Source organism: Psychrobacter sp. BI730 (genome assembly GCF_013414195.1).
Taxonomy (GTDB): Bacteria; Pseudomonadota; Gammaproteobacteria; order Pseudomonadales; family Moraxellaceae; genus Psychrobacter.
Genome location: NZ_JAATTV010000004.1, coordinates 47,793 through 66,007, shown reverse-complemented (window position 1 = coordinate 66,007; position 18,215 = coordinate 47,793). Strand labels below are relative to the sequence as shown.

General features: G+C 42.1%; 17 protein-coding genes. 6 read left to right on the top strand and 11 right to left on the bottom strand.

The features are described 5' to 3' along the window. Positions 1 to 210 precede the first annotated feature (210 nt). Together HCZ91_RS03835 and HCZ91_RS03830 are read left to right on the top strand one after the other, a co-directional pair. Positions 211 to 654: a DUF805 domain-containing protein gene (locus HCZ91_RS03835; RefSeq protein WP_257019962.1), complete on the top strand. Its 444-nt coding sequence runs from the start codon at positions 211 to 213 to the stop codon at positions 652 to 654. Between the two features lie 206 nt (positions 655 to 860). Further along, positions 861 to 1,301, top strand: coding sequence for a PACE efflux transporter (locus HCZ91_RS03830; RefSeq protein ID WP_179798306.1), 441 nt, complete (start codon positions 861 to 863; stop codon positions 1,299 to 1,301). Between the two features lie 70 nt (positions 1,302 to 1,371). On the opposite strand, the gene HCZ91_RS03825 is transcribed toward HCZ91_RS03830, so the two are convergent. Continuing rightward, positions 1,372 to 2,169: an enoyl-CoA hydratase-related protein gene (locus HCZ91_RS03825; RefSeq protein WP_179798304.1), complete on the bottom strand. Its 798-nt coding sequence runs from the start codon at positions 2,167 to 2,169 to the stop codon at positions 1,372 to 1,374. Positions 2,170 to 2,508: 339 nt separating this feature from the next. On the opposite strand from HCZ91_RS03825, the gene HCZ91_RS03820 reads away from it, so the two are divergent. Next, complete coding sequence (locus HCZ91_RS03820; protein WP_179798302.1) at positions 2,509 to 3,321, top strand: alpha/beta fold hydrolase; 813 nt, start codon at positions 2,509 to 2,511, stop codon at positions 3,319 to 3,321. A 152-nt stretch (positions 3,322 to 3,473) separates the two neighbouring features. Here HCZ91_RS03820 and HCZ91_RS03815 read toward each other — a convergent pair whose 3' ends face one another. The 5 genes from HCZ91_RS03815 to HCZ91_RS03795 form a co-directional block, all read right to left on the bottom strand. Then, the gene (locus tag HCZ91_RS03815) at positions 3,474 to 4,538 is read right to left on the bottom strand and encodes an HpcH/HpaI aldolase/citrate lyase family protein (RefSeq protein ID WP_257019961.1); all 1,065 of its coding nucleotides are present in this window, start codon (positions 4,536 to 4,538) and stop codon (positions 3,474 to 3,476) included. A 56-nt stretch (positions 4,539 to 4,594) separates the two neighbouring features. Next, complete coding sequence (locus tag HCZ91_RS03810; protein ID WP_179798300.1) at positions 4,595 to 5,776, bottom strand: cysteine protease StiP domain-containing protein; 1,182 nt, start codon at positions 5,774 to 5,776, stop codon at positions 4,595 to 4,597. A gap of 65 nt (positions 5,777 to 5,841) precedes the next feature. Further along, positions 5,842 to 6,672, bottom strand: a complete 831-nt coding sequence (locus HCZ91_RS03805) for an HAD hydrolase family protein (RefSeq protein WP_179798298.1) — start codon at positions 6,670 to 6,672, stop codon at positions 5,842 to 5,844. A 42-nt stretch (positions 6,673 to 6,714) separates the two neighbouring features. Continuing rightward, the gene (locus HCZ91_RS03800; protein ID WP_179798296.1) at positions 6,715 to 8,016 is read right to left on the bottom strand and encodes a phosphoribosyltransferase domain-containing protein; all 1,302 of its coding nucleotides are present in this window, start codon (positions 8,014 to 8,016) and stop codon (positions 6,715 to 6,717) included. Positions 8,017 to 8,058: 42 nt separating this feature from the next. Next, a complete protein-coding gene (locus HCZ91_RS03795; protein WP_179798294.1) occupies positions 8,059 to 9,285 on the bottom strand; it encodes a serine protease in 1,227 nt (408 codons plus the stop codon). Positions 9,286 to 10,006: 721 nt separating this feature from the next. Between HCZ91_RS03795 and HCZ91_RS03790 the strand changes: the two genes are divergently transcribed. Both HCZ91_RS03790 and HCZ91_RS03785 read left to right on the top strand, forming a co-directional pair. Next, positions 10,007 to 10,714 (top strand): hypothetical protein, encoded by a 708-nt coding sequence (locus tag HCZ91_RS03790; RefSeq protein WP_179798292.1) that lies wholly within the window; start codon positions 10,007 to 10,009, stop codon positions 10,712 to 10,714. Positions 10,715 to 10,836: 122 nt separating this feature from the next. Further along, positions 10,837 to 11,577: an MHYT domain-containing protein gene (locus HCZ91_RS03785; RefSeq protein ID WP_179798290.1), complete on the top strand. Its 741-nt coding sequence runs from the start codon at positions 10,837 to 10,839 to the stop codon at positions 11,575 to 11,577. A 127-nt stretch (positions 11,578 to 11,704) separates the two neighbouring features. On the opposite strand, the gene HCZ91_RS03780 is transcribed toward HCZ91_RS03785, so the two are convergent. Continuing rightward, complete coding sequence (locus tag HCZ91_RS03780) at positions 11,705 to 12,856, bottom strand: ATP-grasp domain-containing protein (protein ID WP_179798288.1); 1,152 nt, start codon at positions 12,854 to 12,856, stop codon at positions 11,705 to 11,707. A gap of 285 nt (positions 12,857 to 13,141) precedes the next feature. Here HCZ91_RS03780 and HCZ91_RS03775 point away from each other — a divergent pair, with 285 nt between their 5' ends. Further along, positions 13,142 to 14,416, top strand: a complete 1,275-nt coding sequence (locus tag HCZ91_RS03775) for a TerD family protein (RefSeq protein ID WP_179798286.1) — start codon at positions 13,142 to 13,144, stop codon at positions 14,414 to 14,416. Between the two features lie 121 nt (positions 14,417 to 14,537). On the opposite strand, the gene HCZ91_RS03770 is transcribed toward HCZ91_RS03775, so the two are convergent. The 4 genes from HCZ91_RS03770 to HCZ91_RS03755 all read right to left on the bottom strand — a co-directional run bounded on the left by HCZ91_RS03770 (position 14,538) and on the right by HCZ91_RS03755 (position 18,129). Further along, positions 14,538 to 15,146, bottom strand: a complete 609-nt coding sequence (locus HCZ91_RS03770; RefSeq protein ID WP_057760836.1) for a TerD family protein — start codon at positions 15,144 to 15,146, stop codon at positions 14,538 to 14,540. 76 nt (positions 15,147 to 15,222) lie between these two features. After that, the gene (locus HCZ91_RS03765) at positions 15,223 to 15,975 is read right to left on the bottom strand and encodes a TIGR00266 family protein (protein WP_179798284.1); all 753 of its coding nucleotides are present in this window, start codon (positions 15,973 to 15,975) and stop codon (positions 15,223 to 15,225) included. Positions 15,976 to 16,178: 203 nt separating this feature from the next. Continuing rightward, a complete protein-coding gene (locus HCZ91_RS03760) occupies positions 16,179 to 16,754 on the bottom strand; it encodes a TerD family protein (RefSeq protein ID WP_057760832.1) in 576 nt (191 codons plus the stop codon). Positions 16,755 to 17,208: 454 nt separating this feature from the next. Further along, positions 17,209 to 18,129, bottom strand: coding sequence for a glutaminase (locus HCZ91_RS03755; protein WP_179798282.1), 921 nt, complete (start codon positions 18,127 to 18,129; stop codon positions 17,209 to 17,211). Positions 18,130 to 18,215: the final 86 nt, after the last annotated feature.

The window sequence follows — 18,215 nt, the reverse complement described above, 5'->3', positions numbered from 1 at the left end:
GTATATAAGCTTTTAAAATTAGAGGCTTTATACTAAAAACTTTATACATAAAAAATAACCCCGTATCGTCATGATGCGGGGTTTTTTATTAATGACTCTAAGAAAACTAGTATTCATTTACAAACTTTTATTGAGTATCTATAATCAAAGCCAATTGTTGATAATTTTCACTGACGATTTCTACTTTTCACGACCGAGATAAAAAGCCCTATGGAAAATAATATTAAGCTTGATAAAGCGACTCCGCCGCCACTGCCCAGATCTACGATGGCTAACAATCATAATGCTGAAGCAAATTATGGAATCATTGATTGGTTCAAAAAGTGCATGAGAAATTATGTCAATTTCTCTGGTCGGGCACGCCGTAAAGAGTTTTGGTATTTTTCTTTGGTATATATGATCTTGGCAATTTTTGCGATGATAATAGATGCAATTATTTTTGACGCAGAAACAGGGCCTGTTTATATAGTTGTAGCGCTTGGTCTTGCTTTACCCAGTATTGCTGTTGGTATTCGCAGGTTACATGATACGGGTCGCTCAGGATGGTGGTTTTTAATATCCTTAATACCACTGATAGGCGGCATTGTGTTTCTTGTATTTTGTGCTAATGATACTAAGCCTGAAACCAATCAATGGGGCCCGCCAGCAAAATAGTCTGGCCTAGGATAAAGTCGGTTTTTGATAAATCTGTTTACGTCTGTATAAATGTACTGGCTGATTTTCTACGCTATGTTATGTATAATATAGGGGCAGGCGGAAACCGTGGCTCTGCACTTTATTTATCTTTTCTAACTCGGGACGGACCGATACTTTGACATGCACCTTGCTGTTTAAATACAGGTGCTTTGGAGTCTTGGTTGATGACCTTATCACCGCTTAAACGTCGCTTAATTTATGTGACCGCCTTCGAAATTATCGCGATTATCTTATCTACCCTTATATTGATGAAACTCAGTCACAGTGATGCATCAGAATCTTTACCAATCGCCGTAATGATGTCGGTAGCAGCCGTCGTTTGGAACTTTATATATAATACCGCTTTTGAAGCGTGGGAACGCCGCAGACGTATTGTACGTCGCACGTTATGGATACGCAGTGTTCATGCTTTTGGTTTTGAAGGCGGGCTAGTGTTGATCTGCTTGCCACTTTATATGATTTGGTACGATGTTGGTCTAGTAAAAGCCTTTATGATGGAAGTGGCGCTACTGCTATTTTTCTTAGTTTATACGTTTACCTTTACTCTGATTTTTGACAAGATATTTACTTTACCTTATCATTCTAAACTAGCGTCCGCTTCTTAATTAAAGGCGTTGACAAAAAAAGGGCTACCATATTGGCAGCCCTTTTTTGATGGTATCATTGTTTATCTTGTTATTTACCTTGATATACAGGCTTACGCTTTGCTATAAAGGCGCTAACCCCTTCGATAAAGTCATCGGTTTTTGCCATTACGGTCTGCTGCTCTACTTCCGTATCTAAAGCTGCGCTCAAACCAGAGAAGGCGTGAACATTGAAGCTCTCTTTCATAGCGGCCAATGCTTTGCCTGGCAGTTGGCTCAATCGTAATGCCAATGCTTGTACGGTGGCTTCTAGCTCGTCAATACTTACTACGTTGTTCACTAGATTTAAACGTGCCATGTCTTCGGCTTTCAGTTTATCACCCAGCATCACAAGTTCAGTGGCTTTTGCTGCACCAACCAATTGGTTTAATAAGTAAATACCACCCGCATCTGGAACTAGGCCGATATTAACGAACGCTTGTACAAACTTTGCATTGTCTGCGGCAATTCGGAAGTCACAAGTAAGCGCCAAGTTCATGCCAGCACCTGCCACAGCACCTTCTAATTTGGCAATAATCGGCTTATGAATATGACGTAATTTTAAGCTGACTTCGCCTGCACCTTCTACCATGCCTCTTAATTTGTTTGAAACAATATCCTTGTCTAATCCTTCAGACAACATCTCTTTAATATCGCCGCCGCTTGAGAAGTTACCACCAGCCCCTTGCAAAATAATTACCCGTACTTGATCATCTGCAGCCGCTTTATCTAGCGCTATCAAGACTTGGTTTTTTAAGGGTGTGCCAAAGGCATTTAAGCTTTTTGGATCGTTAAAGGTAATAGTAGCAATGTGCTCTGCAACTTGATAATCGACGAGAGACTGTGACATTTGAGATTTCCTTATTTTAAATGACTGTTTTAATATTTTGTATCAATGACAATACTTTGAGATAAAGGTAAAAATGGTTCAATGCTGATTACTATAGCAGCTTGCTACGATTATAAAAGCGTGTTTTGTGGGCGCTTAAGACACATCTATATACTGGTAAACTTTCCTATTCTATCGTAAAAGCTGATGCTAACTAATGGGACAAAACGACTGGCTCGTAAAAAGGCTATGACCTAAGGGGCTAATGGATTATGCTAATATGCCAGGTTGAGCGTAAAAGAGTCGTAAAAGACACAAGGGTACGCTCGAACTTTTCATTGATCAAACAAGGATGTGGTTATGCCAACTATCACTGTAAGTAACGCTGATATTTATTACGAAGACAGTGCACCGAACGACACACAAAAGCCCGTTATCGTATTTGCTCACGGTCTACTGTGGAGCTCACAGATGTATGATAAGCAAGTAGAGCATTTTCAAACAGACTATCGTTGTATTGCTTTTGATTTTCGCGGGCAAGGTCAGTCGCAGGTTACTAAGTCTGGCTATGATATGGAGACGCTGACTGAAGATACGCTTGGCTTACTTGCAGCGCTTGGTATTGATAAATGTCACTTTGTTGGGCTATCTATGGGCGGGTTCGTGGCTCAACGTATCGCGCTCAAACGTCCTGAGTTGTTGTTGTCATTAACGCTGTTAGAAACCTCTGCTGACCCTGAAGATCCAAAAAATATCCCTCAGTATCGCAAGCTAGTGAAAGCGATTCGCTGGTTAGGTATGAAGCGTGTGAGTAATAAAGTGATGCCAATCATGTTTGGCAGTACGTTCTTGGCAGATAAGCTGCGTAAATCTGACCGTAAGCAGTGGCTAACGATGCTACAAAGCAATCGCAAGGGCGGCGTGGTCAAAGCAACAATGGGCGTGATTGAGCGTACAGGTACTTATGAGCAGCTGGGTGAGATTACAACGCCAACACTAATTGTGGTAGGTGACGAAGATGCCGCCACGCCTTATGCCAAATCTGAACGCATGCATTTTGCTATCGCTGGATCCAAGCTTGCCATTATCAAAGATGCGGGTCATACATCGACAGTAGAAGAGCCTGATCAAGTGAACCAAGTACTTCGTCAGTTTTTGGAAAGTTGTGCTTAATATAGATATTGTTCGAGAGCTTTGAAGCCTTATATCTATAGAAGTCCTAAGCAAATCTCTATATAAAAAAGCCGCTACCTGTATTTGATAGCGGCTTTTTTCATAGTGTGAGTTGTTAAATAGCAGACAACCATCTGTATCAGCGATGATAGCTACATTCGTGAGCTGTACTGGCTATGTCCATCGTCAATGGTTCCAAAGGCTTCTGCACGATTGACGATTTCAGTCGCCCAAGCACGGTGCGTCGCAGGCTCTAGCATCGTATTATTGTACTTAAATACCGCTTTGGCCTCAGAGTGAAGGATCGCTTGTGCTTCATCCAATGTACTCAATGGCACACAGTAAGCTTGCTGTACTAGGGCGATTTGGCTTGGATGAATGACAGTTTTGCCCACCATCCCTAAGCTGACATCTCGGTTTAGCTCTTGCATAAACAATGTCGGCTGGTCTAAATACTCAAATACTGGCGCGGTAAGATAAAAACCATGCGGCACAAAACAGCCCAGCATTTGATAAGCCAACGTACCGATAGGCGAGTCATAGACAATACTGTTTTTTGGGCGGCGTAAGCGCAATGCTGCAAACAAGTCATTACCGCCGATACGTAATGCAAAAACTGGCTGGCTAAATGCTTCTTTAAAAGCGATGGCAAGCTCCTGATTGTGATGCGGATTAAACAGCGCTGCGGTTTCGAGCGTCGGCATAAGTAGTTGATCTACTTTTAGGTTCTGACAAGCCATGCGCCAGTTAGATAGGCTATACATATCGACTTTTGGCATGACGAAACCATCGATAAGATCGATATGGGTATAATCAGCCAGTTGCTGTAGCATCATCGGGCTACGTGGACGTATAAAGACCAGCGGACGCGTCGGATACTGGGCATGAATCTTTGCCGATTTAGATGGCGCATTAATGCTATTCACATGCTCAGCCCAAGTATTCAGGAGGGTTCGCAAACGCTCAAGTGCCAACTCTACATCCTGCTGACTGACCGCATCCTCTAGACAGATAATAATACTATTGATCGTTGGTAGTTTATCTCGCTTGATGACTTGCCAAATATCTTGGCGAGTCGCAGGCATGTACAAGCTAGCACCAAGCTGATATGGATGGTGTGTGTGTGGTTTGACCATCGCATGACGCTCAGTGATCATATGCGCATAAGATTGGGTATCATTGTAAAGGTCTGACTCGGTTTTTAGCATATCTGACATAATTGGCATCATAAGTAGAGGGTATAAGAGAACGAAAAAGAATACATTTAATACTATTAAATGTCCTGGGAGCGCTGCTTGATAAGCGTGATGGCTTGATAAGGCAGTATTTTATCACCTAATACACTGATAGTGATATTTCGTTGTGCACATAAATGGCGTAGCAGTACGGTATCAGGGTGCTCAGCAGTGGCGAGCAATATACGCTCGGGATCACGGCGTAATATGGCACGTGTTGCCTCAGCAATCGTTGGTTTAATACGGTTGCGATTGATAATCTTATAGTCTGCTGCCAACGTCTCTATCAACGCCGCAGTCTGGTAGCGTGGCTGCTGGTAAATCGGTAAACGCGTTGGAGTTGCAACCAATGATCGTCTCACGGCATCGATACGCTCGACGAATGCCAGGCTGTGATCTACCTCAATCAAATCATCATAAAAGACACTGCGATGCAGGCCTGATGACGGCTCCGTGTATAGGCTACGCGAAATTAATCCCGATACGGTGCTATTTAATAAACCCGATGGGATCAACCAGTCTTCTTCACTTGCCGCGAGCCAAGCAACGCCAGCCGGATCAGCAAGGGTCAGTAACGGAATGACGTCAGCGCCTTGATGAAAAATGTTGGCAAAATTAACATGAGTAGAATCACTAAACGTCTCTAGACTGCGAGCCAACTCTTGATAAATAGCACCTTTACCTGTCCAACCATCGACGAATACAATCGGACTATTTGGATAAGCCTCCAGTAGCATTTGCAGGGCCACTGGATCAAGACCACGATCCCGAATGATACTGATGCCATAATGTACGCTTGGCAGGTGATAGCTACTGTCTGTATCCGACAGCGCACGCTGCAACAATACTCCGATCGGCAGACCTGCTCGTACCAAACTGACCAAAACCAGTGGATGTTCATCACTAACGCTGTGCTGAAAAACATGATGTAGTGTATGAGATAAATGAGCGATATCGGTCGCGGTTCTTGTTGACCCTTGCTCTAATGCCTGCTTGTATAGCTGCTCATGCATTGCAGTAGGTGCTTGCTCTAAAGTCAGCATGTCAGAGTAATGGCGTTGGCCGCTTTGGATAAGGGCTTCTTTTTGACTGACGGGCACATCGGCAACCGCGTCTTTATCCACCATATCGAGTAGGACAGTCACATCGCTTGCAAGATAGCTGCCTGAGCCATGGTTTTTTAAATCGGCTCTTTTGGTCTGTATATTAGGAAAAGTCATAGTATGAATAATAGCACTCGGAATGATAACAGTGGATTTGCGTGGCTGTTGTTTAAGCTGATGGTTTAGCCTGACGATTTAGACGGGTATTGCTCATGCAATTGGCCATGATTGGGCATACCGTACCAGTCTAATAACTGTAAGAAAGGCAGGTCAGCTAAGCTATCACCAAAACCAAAACTGGGACGCTGATGGTCTAAATGATGCTCTAATAAAAACTGTACCGCATGACGCTTATGAACCACATGGGGCAATATCGCTAGGTTATTGGCATTCACATGAACATAGAAATCTTGATCAAAATCACGTATCAGAGTGGGCAGTTTTTCAGCTAAATCTACGAGCGCTTGATGATCTTTCTGCGCATGTTTGACAGCCAGATAAATGGTTAGCTCTTCATCAACAGAACCATTGTTAAAGCTATCGATATGCGGTGTGAATACTAAATGACTTTGCTCGCTTTGACTATGACTGGCAAATAATTCGCTTAACTTAGTAAGCTTAACTTGCAATGGCGCGAGCTTACTATACATATGCTGCTGCCAACTGCTTAGCAGCGCTCCATCAGACGTTAAAATAATCGCCCCATGAGTTAATACTTGCCAACTATCAAAGGGCAGCTTAACGCGTTTGATTTCACTACGATCCCGTGCCGTCACTACAATTAATTCAGTGCTAGCAAGTAACCAATTAAAAAAGGTTGCTTGGCGCTGGCTCATAAAGCTCAAAGGCTCGTCTTGCTTATTGACTGTTGCACATACCAAAGATTCAGGCTCAGTAGTGAGCAAATCCCAAGCGTCGATTTTGCGCTGGGTTTGGAATAACGTATCATCCAAATCCATCAAGGCATAAGGCTTAATAATGTCTGGGTTGGCTTTAAAAAATGATGTAGTCATGGTGTCGTCCGTAAATAATAGGTTTGAAAGTTAGAGAGCAGTTTAAAGACTAGGGCTCACCACTAGCACGTTATCCAAACCTCGCCACATAGCATCCACACTATCAGCTGATGTTTCTATACACAACACAATCAAATCCCAATCACTAGGCTCAACGTTATAAGCAAAATTGGTCATACCAAGCCCGTAATTATCGCTAAAGCTCAGCATCGTGGTAATCGCCCCACCAAGCGCAATCGGTGAGCGGGTTAATGCGCTAAAATTGACAGTCGCAGCTGTATCTTCGTTGAGCTTGCCGGACTCTGTTTCAAGCCATTCAGCCAATAGAAACGGAAACCAAACAAACTCATTGCTGCCCAAGACTAAGATTTTTCTTGGTAGCTGAGTAACATCAAAGTTTTCTTGGCCATCGAAGCGCGTAAATGCAGTCTGAAAACTTGAAAGATAGTTAGCAAAACCCTCTGTACTGTCTAGCGTTGGAAAACGCCCCCAGTTGCCCGTATCACTGAGCGCCTGACTACCAGCGGCAGTAGTATCAACCGATGGCATTGTAATGGGTTCAGGATTAGGGGCATCTGTCCATTGCCATGCACCAGACAATAAATGATGGCGATGAAACTCAATACCAGCGAGACGATCGGCCATACGTGCAGGTTTAGCATCTGACTGTGGATTAGGTTTCTCTTGATCTAATGACCAGTCGACCAATGTCGTTAGATGCACTTGCTCTAACTGGGTCAGTCCTGCTTTACGTAGTGCAGTGACGACATTCACACAGGTATTGCCCGTTGAGGCTTCATCATCGACCATAATCAGTGTTTTACTGGCCAGTAGCTGCGCTTGAGTAACGCTATCTTTGCTTTGATAAATCAAATGCTGGCTGGCATGACTGTGATCTTCACAAAACGTCGTCAGTAAAGAGTCGGTACCATTGGCATCACTACTTTCATCGTGCTGTGCATGACGCGTAGAGTTTAATAGCAGAGCTTGAGGATAGCGCGTTTGCAATGCTTGATGGACGCCAGCAGATAGACCAACAGCGGTCTCTGCCATACCGATGACTAGTACTGGCTCAGGCAAGTCACTAGGCACTAAATCAGCCAAATCAGTAAATGCCTCTCGCATGGTGCTTGGCGCAACGGGAATATGACGACCTAGCACTTTTGAGACAAACAAAAACGCCCGTTTTGGATTAATACGCTGTGCAAATCCAAGTAAATCTTCTAACTGATAATGCTCGTGTTGTTCTGCGCCATTTTTATTGGTGGCTGAGTTGGTTTGGTAAGTTAGATCTAGCGTACCACGGGGTAGGGTGATGGTCGTACTGTGTTGCTCATTTAACATTCATATTCCTTGGCGCTTTTAATTATATGTCATCGTAGATTTTTAACCCTGACAGCCAACCAGCCATAAGGCACTGCGACTTTGCTTGCTTAGCTGAGGTGTTGTAAGAGGCGTAGCACTGGTCAAATCAGACGTGTTCTCCAAACTGATGCCAGCACTCGCCAGTAGGGCAGATAATAACTGAAATTTCACCGCATAGTTCATATTTTGTGCATGTTCATGAACCAGACTGGATGTGACCATGCCGACGACCTCTCCAGTCGGCAATAATAAAGGACTACCACTAGATCCAGGCTGAATGGGTGCTGTGAATTGCATATGACGGATATCGTTATTTAAACCTGTCAGTCCTGATATACAGCCTTGAGTGACTTGCAGTTGGCTACTCAGTCCTGATAACGGAAACCCCAGTGTGGTAATAGTCTCACCCAATATATCAACACATTGCTGCGCCAGTGGGAGGTAGCTAGGCAAAGGATCGCTAACTCTAATAATAGCTGAGTCGCTTCCGATATCGCTGAGTACGACTTGTGCCTCGCGATCAGGCTGACCTTGCTGACGTACGCCAACCATCGCTGCTGACTCAATCACATGATAGCAGGTGAGCAAATGATAGGGATCAATAGCAAATGCTGTTCCTGTCCAAGTTTCGCCTGCTTGTACATGACGGGGAGGGCGAGCTTCGTTGTTTGGTTGAGTACGCTGCTGCTGTTGAGCTTCTTGAATAAGCGTATGTGTGCTAGGTGGACGAACATCCAGACTAACCTGTACATGATGTTCAAGGCTCGCTAAGCCATGCGTTGATGCCTCGCCAAGCGCTCGACATTTGAACTGTCCATTACGTTGATATATTTCTAATATAATCGCCGCTTTGATATGCCGCTCGTTTGTTGTGAAGTTATAGTGAATATCCCCGTTGTTGAGCGTGAGGCTTACGTCGTTTAACTCTACCGCTGGCAAGTTCAGGCTTGAATCATGATAAACATAAGCAATCAGTTGTAAGAAATTAACGCCAAGTGTATCAAATAACTGGGGTAAATCTAACTGCCATGTGCTTGGATTATCCTTGCTATCGAGCTGAGCCCAGTCTTTAGACTCATGTAAATAAGCAGGACTACAAACCGCTTTACGATGGGCATCTAATGGCAACCACAATAGTCCAAGCTGCTGTCCAAACTCTAATGGTTTAGTAGTAGAAAATGCGATCGAACATTTGGTGTTTTCGATAACAGTATTGGCTCCTAGCACTAATTCGACTTGCTTCGACATCACATTTCCTTAGTTTATTTGCGTGATTATAATTATTTTTATTGTTTAATGATTTTATCCTTGAGACTAAAGTCTGACCACATAAAGGGTTTTTATTTTGTTTTTAACCTATTATTCTACAAAGAGAAAACAGTAATAAGTGTTTTAATATACAATTAAGATTAATTGCATAATAGATATATCAAGATATATAGGTTTAAATAGTTTCGGAATTCCTTTTAATAATTAATTACTTTTAGAAAATAATAATGAGGTTTTATAGTCTAGCCATTTGTCGGTTAATGTAGCCACTTATCGGACAAAGCCATATAGTGTATTGCTACAAAACAAGATTCCGGTGATAATACAATCAAAATCTATTGCTATTTAGTAACTCTACTGTGACTAAGTGTTATCTGTAAATTCTAAATATAGTATTTGATTTAAACCTATTAATTCTAATCTTATTTTCAAGCTTATTACTGTTTCTCGATTAATGAATTTCTAGTAGTTAGAGCACTTGTATGCTTAATAACTACAAAAATCGAAATTTCATCTACTGAAGATATTTCATTTCTTATAATATAAAAGATATACAAAAACTATTGTGTGGTTGATGTCTGAATATTTTTTATATTGTGAGAAAGTCAGTTGGTGGACCTTTGAAACGTTATTCACATTAGTTTATCTAGATAGCTTGATATAAGAAAGCGTAGCAGTATTTTAAGAAAAGGAGTGCTCTGTGAAATTCTCTTGTGCATTAGAAACGTCTTCTGAACGTATTCGTCTGGTCAATGTTATTTCGCCGCTTATCAAAGCAGGTTATCAGCTAGTCTCCCAAAAGCAAGAACCTTCAGAGAATGGTGGTAATATCATTCATGTGATCGCAAGAAGCCTGGGCTCTAAAACGCAGGAAGATCTAATCGAGGATTTATCTTCAATTGAAGGTTGTACGCTTTTTAATCTAGAAATCGATGAAGAGGGTGGCTCGTCAGCTGCTCCTGCAAAAAAGACATTGGATGAGAAAAGCGTCTTATCAGCCATTGGTGCTTATTACCCTAAAATAGCAGATATTGTCAGTCAGTATGAAGATAGTTTACCTATTGAGCGACGTGTGACGGCATTGCAAGAGTTGGGTCGTAAGGTTGGCGGCGGTATTTACCAGCGTGATTATTCACTTGGCAGTCCACTGAAGATGCCTACTACGATCACTCGTGAGCTTGTGCCAGCACTGAAAGGTCTGTCTAAAGTTAAAGCAAAAAACAATGTGATCTATTTAATCAAATGTCCATTCTGTAAGTCGTCAGATCATACTCACTCAGGATGCCATTTTATTGTGGGCTATATAGAAGGCTTTTTGGCAAGCAACCCTGCTATAGATGTGGTTCAAGTTGAAGAGACTAACTGCGGCGCAGGCAGTACCAATATTTGTGAATTTACCATTGGGTAAGAAAAACTGCGTGTAGATAATTTCATGTCTATGCAAAAAAATCAACGAGCGAATGACGCACCATGTTGCAATAAAAGTAACGTTATTTGACTCAATTCTTATGATAGATAAAAGGCAAAAAAATGATGGAAGTTGAATATAACTTACTTTTGGTGTTGGTCTCATACGCCATTGCAGTATTTGGTTCTTATGTTGGCTTAAACCTTGCCATTCGAGTACCTTCTGCTAAGCCAGGAACGGATTTGTATTTTTGGGTAGCGCTATCATCGATTGCTATCGGTGGTGCGATTTGGTCTATGCATTATATCGGTATGATGGCTGTAGATATGAAGATGCCTGTGACTTATGACTTAGGGCTAACAATTGTCTCAATGCTACTCGCGATTTGTTTCGTTGCAGTTGGTATTGTTATCGTAGGTCGTGGTGAACCAAGCGTTGCTAAGTTAATTGGTGGCGGTGTGCTTACTGGGCTAGGTGTTGTAGCCATGCATTATACTGGTATGGCTTCTATGCAAATGGACGCTATCATGTCATACAATATACCGCTGCTTATCCTATCGATTGTGATTGCTATTGCAGCTGCTATCGCTGCGCTATGGTTGGCATTCAATCTACGTGGTACATTACAGCGTTTTGGTAGTGCCTTCATCATGGGTCTTGCAGTTTGTGGTATGCATTACACTGGTATAGCCGCGATGGAAATGACGATGACGGATCATTCGATGTCTATGGATTATACGCATGCAGGTGCTATTTCTTCATCAATTATGATCTTCATCGGTTCAGCAATTGTATTAAGCTTACTATGGGTCATCGCTTCTAAAAATGCACCTAAGCAAGCGACACTAGCATTTGGCGAGTAATTTTAAACGCTCATTTTTAATACCAATTGAAAGTGAAAATAAAAAAGGGTTTTTAGATATTAATCTAAAAACCTTTTTTATGCCTATTCAAATCATTTGCTAACCACGTGCATGCTTAGCAGACTATTTATTCATCACCCTTTTCAATTTTCACACTCATCATAATAGAGCGTACTTGGCATGGTTCAATATGCTGAATATTGGTCTCTAAGTTAGGTCTCTCTGATAACCCCAACCAATAAGAAAATCCGACTTGCGTCAAATCAATCCCACTATGAGATGTATAACCAATACCACCTGATGGACGACTATTGATCTCAAGAACACGGTGCTGACCGCTATCATCAGCTTTAGTTTGTACACTGACGATGCCATCACAGCCAAAAGCCCTAATTAGGGGGGTTACGACATCCATGACAGACTGCTCATAACCAACGTGTTGTATCTTCCCTGTTTTATGACGAGTGACAGCAGCTAGGACTTCACCATATTCACAAACTACATCGATAGAGTACTCTTGCCCTGACAGATAAGGCATAAGCAACATTGGAATAGGGCGATCGTGTACCATTTCGCTGTTAGCATAGGCATTTACAAATTGGGCTGTATTTATTTTTTTCTCTTCAGTGAAATATAAGTGCTCAAAGCTATCGTACTGCTCGTCATATTCTTTACCAGTGTCTAGTCGCCAAAACCCTTGGGCAAAAATACCGACAACAGGTTTGACGCATAGGGGTTGGTCGCCATGCTCGGCTAATAAAGCCTCAAGCTCCGCCGTATTGTCAAAACGCCATGCGTCTGCCACTGGAATATTATAAGTGTGACAATGCTGCATAAAAGCAAATTTATCATCGATTGATTCTAGTGCCGCTACGCTAGTTGCGCCTGTTAACAAACGAATACCCGCAGCGTCAAATTTTTCACGATGCGCTTCATAATCAATACCATTGCGCCCAGTCAGCAGTACTTTTACGTTATGCTTTTGAGCTTGTTCCAATACGAATTGCCAGCGTGGTATAGCAGTTTCATCAGTCATTTGGATATCAGTATCTACGATCGAGTCAGATGGCTCACGATAAATCATATCGGCGAATTCGAAAATCTCAGGTCTATCATGACGGTGTGAGGCAATAACTTGAAAAGGGTTTTTTGAAGGACTGATTGATTTGTTCTTTAGACTTTGTAAGCTCTCCAACATATCACGCTGGCTAGATTGACCTTCAGCTAACCATGCTGCTACTGGTATTGAAGGGTTACTATTATCAGCAAGGTTATTCATAATTATCTCAGCGTTATCATTAGGTGTAGGGGAGTAGGCAAGTCAATATTGCTACTGTAAATCTAGTAATAGTAGCAAAGGTATACGGTTTAATAGGACGTATTATATACAAATGATATGCGTTATAAACGCCTCTTATAAAATAGTCATAGGGATTTGTAAGGATAACTTTATCGCTTATATTGCGATTGTCTGGTTCAAAAAATTCATAATATCCATGCTACTATATGATGATAGTCAGCATGACAATGACAACAGCATAATAAATAATCTAAAGGACATATGATGAGTCAAAACCAACCTCAAAAACTAATTGCAGGTGCCAATGCGCCACTACCGACTGACAATATTAGCATTCGTATTTTAAGCCAAAATGCCATCGATTGTGCCGCTTATCGTCTGACTACTGACGGCAAAGTACGTGGTGATGGAGACATGATATTTTATGGTCAGACACGTAGCGATGATGGTAGTGTTAGCTTCCGTGGTCATGACAGTGATGGGTTTTTTGATGTCAATTTGTCTGCACAGCCTGCAACTATTGAGAAAATTGCCCTAGCGTTCTCTAGCGCGCAAACACTATCACAAGTTGGCGATGTGGACATTCAAGTCTTGCAGGGCAGTCAAGTGCTGATGACCTGTCAGCTGAGTAGCGCAGGCCGTAATGAAAAAGCCATTATATTGGCTGAATGCTATCGCAGACAAGGAAGCTGGAAATTTCGTTTTATTGCCCAAGGATTTGAGGGAGGGCTAAAGCCTTTATCTGAGCATTTTGGTGTGGAAATCGCTGATGAAGCGCCTGCCCAAAATCATAACCCTGCACAAAGCCAACCTCAACCTATCAACACGCAGCGACCAATCAATACGCAAAAAGCAGGCAACACGTCTCAAGCTAACAATCCGCCACCGATTCCTGCTAACCCTTCAATTAACTTAAGTAAAATAACCTTAACCAAAAATAAATCTAGCATTAATCTTAAAAAACGTGATGACTTTGGTAAAATTTCAGTCAATTTAGATTGGAACCAAGGCCCCCAAAGTGATAAATCAGCGCCTAAAAAAGGCATACTGGGAGATCTGTTTAAGCAGCATCAATCAAGCGGTATCGATTTAGATGTCGGCGCTATGATTCATCTAAAAAGTGGTGAAAAAACCCTTATTCAAGCGTTGGGAAATCGCTTTGGTAGCTTGCAATCAGCGCCTTACGTCTGCCTACGTGCGGATGATAGAACAGGGCAGGTAAGTGGCGGTGAATGGCTAGATATCAATGGTCAGCAATGGTCGCAGATTGAAGAAGTATTTATCTTTGCGTTTATTTACGAAGGCGCACCTAACTGGGAAAAAACCGATGGGGTTGTGACTATCCATGTGCCAGAGCAATCACCGATTGAGACACGTTTGACCGAAGGTGCTGGTAATCTACCAATGTGTGCCATTGCCCGTTTGGTCAATCAACAAGGCAGTATCAATGTTGAGCGTATCAACCAATACTTCAAAGGTCATCAAGAAATGGACAAAGCGTTTAACTGGGGCTTTAGTTGGAAACGTGGACGTAAATAGTATTCTTAATTATAAGTAATAAATATAAAAGAGCGGCCCAACTATTGATAGATGGGCCGCTCTTTTTTCAAATAAACTATTTAACTAGATTGGTAATAATCCAGTTAAAGTCTCAAGTCAATTATGCATGCGGTGTGATAGCAGGCATTAAGTCGTGGAAGGTGCGGCCAGAAGCTGTCTCGCCAATCGCATGCATTTTCCATTCATTATTGTGACGATAAACTTTTGCCATTACCATTGCTGTGTGTCCACCTTGGGCAGATAAGTTATAACGTGCTACTTCGCTATTGTTATTGGCATTAACGATACGGCAAAACGCATTTTCTACTGTCTCAAACGTTTGACCAGTAAAGCTATTGACCGTAAATACCAATGAAACCACATTAGCAGGTACTCTTGAGAGATCGACGTTGATGACTTCATCATCACCATCACCGTCGCCAGTACGGTTATCACCAGTATGCACGATACTGCCGTCTTTCGATTTTAGCTGACTAAACCAAATGGCATCGACCGCTTGCTTATTAGCATCAAACATAATGCATGAAGCATCTAAATCGATAGAATCGCCGCCAGAACCGCCGCCGAATAATTTTCCTAAGAAGCCACCTTTTTTATCTTGTGGCCCTTGCGCAACATCCCAGCCTAGACCTAGTTTAACTTGAGTCAGCTCGCCACCAGCCTCTTTGCTTAGGGAGATTTTTTGACCTTTTTGAAGACTAACTGCCATGTGAGTATCCTTATAATAATTGTGGGTAAAACCGTTGAAAAATAACGCTAAAAAGTATTATAAATTGCGAAAGGTGTTATAAGATATTGTCTAAAAAGCTACCACCGCCGCCACGTCCGCCTGAGCTACTACCTAGGACGCTTTGTATCCAACCTTGATAACTGTCACGATTGCGTGAACAAATAATGACTTTGCCACTTCCTGAGAAGTTTAGAACCATACCTTCGCCACTGGTAACGGAGTTGATGATATTGCTCATGATGCCTTTTTTCTTACTGGTCGAAACTGATAGTTTGTATTCAAGATTTGAATCCCAGCAGACTACATGACCGTTGTCAATAATGACGTCTTTGTCTGGTGTGACATCAATTTCAAACAACGAACCAAAACCAGATACCACGACTTGGCCTTGACCTTGGGTCTGCATCACCATAAAGCCGCCTGTATCACCAAACACTGCACCGCCTAAATTGCGCTGAATATTGGCTCTGATATCAACGCCAGTTTGGGCCGCGACAAACGCACCATCACTCAATGTATACTGCTGCTTGCCAACTTCTATGATTTGCATATCACCATCGAGCGTGGGCGCAAGCAAACAGTCGCCCTCACCATTAACCGCTTCAATCTGCTGTTGGAATAACGATTCATCGTTTGCAAAGCGGCGCATCAGTGACTGCATCAGGCCACCTTGTAGCTTACCTTTCAGCTCAAGATTGGACTCCATCATTACCATCGCATTGGCTTCACAATAAATTGAATCGCCTTTTTTGAGATTACAATGCAAAAAAGGTTCAATAGTACCGATTAAACTGAATGTTGCGGCCATGGCTTGCAAATCCTTATTCTAATATCTTTGTTAAATGCTCTTAATGTGTGCGTGTGCTTTTTTCTTTATAAATTTTAATGATAAGCCAATTAAACTTAAAGCCATCAAATGCGTTAGAGGGGCACACTTGATGGCTTATTAGATCATAACCAGACATCTGGTTATGATAATCGGCTTGCTAAACGTTTACGTTGGTTTTAACGTTACACATTTACGCCATAAGAGGCTGCTAATGGTCCAAGACCACCGCTGAAACCTTGACCGACAGCACGGAATTTCCAATCACCGCTGTGACGATATAATTCGCCAAAGATCATTGCTGTTTCAGTGCTGCCATCTTCTGATAAGTCGTAACGAGCGATTTCAGATTCGCCATTGTCGTTTACAACGCGGATGTAAGCATCACCAACTTGACCGAAGTTTTGGTTACGTGCTTGGCCTTCATAGATAATGGCACAGATAGCTACTTTGTTGACATCAGCTGGGATGCTCGCAAGGTTGATTTTGATTTTCTCATCATCGCCATCGCCTTCGCCAGTACGGTTATCACCAGTATGCTCAACAGCGCCGTTGTCTGATTTTAGGTTATTGAAAAAGATAAAATCTTGGTCGTTACGGACTTTGCCTGCTTCGTTAATCAAGAAACCGATTGCATCTAAATCAAACTCTTGGCCGTCAGTGGCACGTGGATCCCAGCCTAGACCGACTGTAATGTTAGTTAAACCTGGCGCTTCTTTTGATAAGTTTACGTTGCCGCCTTTTGTTAAGCTAATAGCCATACAAATATCCTTTGGATTAATAGTTAAGTGGATTGATTGATAAAAAATAAACTAAAAGTTGTGCAGTGACTGATACCTCAGAGCAAATAATAAAAACTTACCTGTACGCTATGCCCTGCATATCATTAGGTTTTACTATACTAAGCGTTTGCTCACTAAGCAAGGCGTATTTTGTGCGCTTACTATATGCTTACTAAGGGACATAATACTTCTGTATCTTTGATAATTTCTAATCAACTTAGCAATAGTCGTTAAGATATTGTTATGAAAAGTAATGTTTCATACAAAAGGGATTTAGCACAAAGGTAGCTTAGATAAAACAATCGCTTTAAAAAGCACCGACTGACTATATGGGCTTAGAACAAACTAATTCATGGCTTAGGTATGCTTCGCAGCTAGTATGAGAGCATGGCATTATATAAAAAACCTATTTAGATAAATATACATGTATCTCTTATTCTGCAAAAACCGACCAGCCAGTTTTTTGTACGAAGCGCTCTAGTGCTTTTAGTCCAAGCTTAGAGTTACCTACATGATCAAGCCCTGGTGACCAGACAGCGATAGAACCTTTACCAGGTGCTATCGTCAAAATACCGCCACCAACACCACTTTTGCCTGGTAAGCCCACACGGTAAGCAAATTCGCCAGAACCATCATAATGACCACACATCATCATCAATGAGTTAATACGGCGTGCTCGTTTTTCATTGATTACACTTACTCCTGAGTGCTTATCAACTCCGTTAGACACTAAATAAAGACCGGCACTGGCCAGCTGTTGACAGTTCATTGCAATTGAGCACTGATGAAAATACGTACCCAATACATTATCCACATCGTGTTTTAAACGACCAAAGGATTTCATAAAGTGCGCCAGAGAGGCATTTCGGTCCTTGTGCGCCATCTCAGAAGCCGCTACTTTATGATCAAAGCGAATTGACTCATCATCTGCAATGAGGTGAACAAACTGCAGGATTTCACCCAGTGTTTCTTTAGGTTTATGCCCCATCATAATAGCATCCACCACGGCAATGGCACCAGCATTGATAAATGGGTTGCGCGGTCGGCCAGACTCATGCTCGAGCATCACAATTGAATTAAAAGGATCGCCAGATGGTTCGCGTCCGACGTGTGTCCAAAGTGTATCGCCTAGTTTGCCAAGACCAATGGTTAAGGTAAATACCTTAGAGATACTTTGGATGGAAAACAGAGTGCTGGCATCACCTGCTGCATACATATGCCCATCAGGAGTCGCTACGGCTATACCGAACTGATTAGGATCAATATGAGCCAATTGCGGGATATAATCTGCGACTTTGCCGCGGTCAGTTTCTCTTGCCATCTCTGCGGCAATATCATCAAGAATTTTTTGCATATCGTTTATAGGGTCTTATTTCGACAAGTTATTTAAAGATGAGGATTTTAACTGAAGATAGGGTAATAGTAACAGGGCAAACGTAA